Source organism: Colwellia sp. Bg11-12, from assembly GCF_014076955.1.
Lineage (GTDB): Bacteria > Pseudomonadota > Gammaproteobacteria > Enterobacterales > Alteromonadaceae > Colwellia_A.
Genome location: NZ_JACGUZ010000041.1, coordinates 1 through 3,183, shown reverse-complemented (window position 1 = coordinate 3,183; position 3,183 = coordinate 1). Strand labels below are relative to the sequence as shown.

The 3,183-nt window shown below is 36.0% G+C and carries 3 protein-coding genes; all 3 read right to left on the bottom strand.

Annotated features, from left to right (window positions below; translation table 11 throughout):
* Positions 1–978 precede the first annotated feature (978 nt).
* Positions 979–1,422, bottom strand: a complete 444-nt coding sequence (locus H4J39_RS00945) for a hypothetical protein (RefSeq protein ID WP_182225581.1) — start codon at positions 1,420–1,422, stop codon at positions 979–981.
* 510 nt (positions 1,423–1,932) lie between these two features.
* Positions 1,933–2,466 (bottom strand): hypothetical protein, encoded by a 534-nt coding sequence (locus H4J39_RS00940; protein ID WP_182225580.1) that lies wholly within the window; start codon positions 2,464–2,466, stop codon positions 1,933–1,935.
* Positions 2,467–2,590: 124 nt separating this feature from the next.
* Complete coding sequence (locus H4J39_RS00935) at positions 2,591–3,040, bottom strand: hypothetical protein (protein WP_310649701.1); 450 nt, start codon at positions 3,038–3,040, stop codon at positions 2,591–2,593.
* Between the last annotated feature and the right edge of the window lie 143 nt (positions 3,041–3,183).

Below are 3,183 nucleotides of genomic sequence, written 5' to 3'. Positions count from 1 at the left end.
TAAAAAGTTAATATAACATTCGCCACTTTATAAACACAACTGCTAGATTTTGAGCCACAACACCAAACAATGAAAAGCTAATTCGCGAGGACATTTTGTCTTTAATAATGCCCGAAGACTATATTAGCGGAAGTGACGTAGAATTTGGCGAAACACTCCAAAAGCACTTTAGTAAACACAAGCTCCAAACTAAAACCGGCAAATGCTTTTAACAATAAAAAAGAAAGTGGCGATTCCACCTAACGCCTCATTAAGAGGAAATTTATTGCTGGCTAAAATGTTGAACGCAGTGAAAACAGCCAGCTGTAAATTTTCCTGCTTTAATGACTTGTTATATTACCGTAACTCTATATTAATCAACTCTACTCCATAAGGAGAGCTATAGCCGTTAGCTTGTAATTTTTGTCCTATGCTGATTCTATTGTATGTGCTTTAATCAATTTTATAAGTACCAGAGCTAAACTCTTGAAAAATCACGTGCCCATAATAACCCAAACGTTTATAGGGTATGCGCTTTTCTTTAACTGTAAGGTTAATCGTTCCATATTCTTTACCCGATAGTAGATGTAGACCCATATTTATAGCAACGCTTGAAGCTACACTTACAAAAAAAAGTAAAAATAGAAACATAACTGGAACAGCTAAAAGCCTAACGTATCGGATGATTTTACTTTTTAATATAGATGTATCACGCTTAGAGTTACTAATAATTAAAGGTGTATAAACTAACGCACAAATAAAACCTATAGGTAAACAAAACAGAATATAACTGGTCTCAGTAAAAAAGTTATCCAGCATTAGAATAAAAGTTAGCAATGAAAACGCTAGCAGTAATAAATAAGTATGTGAAATTATTCTGATACGATGCATAGGTAATATAACGCCACGTTAAGCGGCAAAAAATTGTTGGCTAAAATTGTGAACGGAGTGAAACAGCCAACTGTTTTTTGTCCGTTTGAACGTCTTGTTATAACGATTTTACTCAGGCCTATCGTAGCTATCTAGAAACTCTTGTACTTTGTTAGGTACAGGAATATCTAGCAACTTAATGTTTTCAACGGCACATTCGATAGCCCAAAAAGCTTCTATTTCTATAGGATAATATAATTTAGCTTTATTCTCGCTAATGTTATCCATGTGTTTAATGGTGTTTTTACCATTTAAGAGAAGCTTTTGTAATTTTTTCCTGTCTTTAAACCCTAAATCTATTTTTTCTTGAATTTTTAAAAGTGAATTCATTGACTCAGTATGCCTGTCAGGTTTTCCAGTAAGAGTTCTAACAAACTTACCTAAAAGCTCCTCTGCAACAAACGCTAAATTCATACACGAAAAATAACGCTTATGTAGATCATATTCATCGATCGCTGACTCTAGATATTCCAGCGCAATTTCAACTTTGGAATATTCGTGCATTTCAGACATTCACCAAACTTCCATATCGTTATAACGCCACATTAAGCGGCAAATGATAGTTGGCTAAAATTAGTGAGGCACGAACGAAAAGCCAACTGTTATTTGTCCGTTTGAATGCCTTGTTAGTTGCTTGTAACTGTAATTGCCCAACCAACCATTTTTAAAAATATTCAATAGTTTTGCGGAAGAGTCAAAAAATACCCCGCCGCAATAGCGCACTTACCGTGAATTTGAGCCGTTAACATTTTGGTTGATTATTTACACCGAAAAAACTTAGGCGAAAACTGTTTAGCAAAAAATACTAAATCAGAATAAGATACTAAAGTTACCACAAAAAAGAACGGAAACAAGTGCTTAATTTTCAGGTGAATACCACAAGTTGCAAATAAGTTTAACAAGAACAAGTTGGGGCAACTAACGCCGTTTTAAGCGGCAAATTGCAGTTGGCTAAAATAGGTGAGGCACGAACAAAAAGCCAACTGTAATTTGTCCGTCTTGAAAACCCTTGTTAGGCACGATTTAAACTAGACACGCTTGTTTTATTTTATAAACGAACTCTGGCTCGTTTACATAATCCATAGCTTTATCCCAGAGTGGGTCTGTACGATCAGATAAGTTTTTTGCTAGAGCTTTGATCTCTGCTGGTGCATCAGACCTAAAGAAATTATTATTGCCACGATTTTTATCATAACTAATACCTGCAACCTTAAAGCTCTTTGCTTTAACCTTTTTTGATTTCTGTTGCTCTATATCTTTGTGAGCGGCTTCCCACGTTATAGCTCGCGCCATAAAATAGTACCTGCGCTCATCGAAGACGCCGTTAACAGTAAAAGCTGATTTAGCAGGATATTTAGGTTGGATTCTTCTTTTGTATAAACCACCAGTAACAAACCTAAAGTGTAAATTATCTTCCGACATTTCATAGCGTTCGCAATCACCAACGTCTACCCAATGTCCTTTAGCCTCAGCTAAATGCTTTTTCACGAGAAGCACTGCGAAAGCTTCAGTTGTGCTAGCGTATTTCCGGTATTTTTTTAGTAATTCATCATCCATAATTTCGAATATCCTAGAAATTTGCACATAGTGCCTAACGCCACGTTAAGCGGCAAAAAATTGTTGGCTAAAATTGTGAACGGAGTGAAACAGCCAACTGTTTTTTGTCCGTTTGAACGCCTTGTTAGGCATATTTTACACTTAACGTTGACCAACTTTGATAAGTACCAACCGAATATAACATGCCGATACTTAAACATATTGTTGAACTTACAAGCCAAAACGTAATGCTATTCTCGGGAAACATAGGCATTAGTACAACGAATATTAGACCACGAAATACATAAATAAATGAGATAAGAACTAAAGCGGTTCGAACAAACGGAAGTTTACCGATAATCCTTGCTCCAGATAACCCGTAAAGAGACCAAATGGAAAGGATTATAACTATAACGGAAGTAACAATTGTAGGATGAGATTCTCCGGCTTCTGCCATCTTAGCCATTTGTTCTCCAGCACCAAAGAAACGATACCAGTCACCACCAAATATGATGCAGCCTAAATGTGCTAAAGCGGCAATTGCGCTAAAGAATGCTCCTAATATAAGAGGCTTATTAGTTTTTGAATCTAACACAATACTTCCTGTATATGCCTAACGCCCATATTAAGCGGCAAATAATAGTTGGCTAAAATAGAGAGCGAAGCGAACAAAGCCAACTGTTATTTGTCCGTTTGAATTGCTTGTTAGGTGAAGTTTATTTGTAAATACAAAACCTT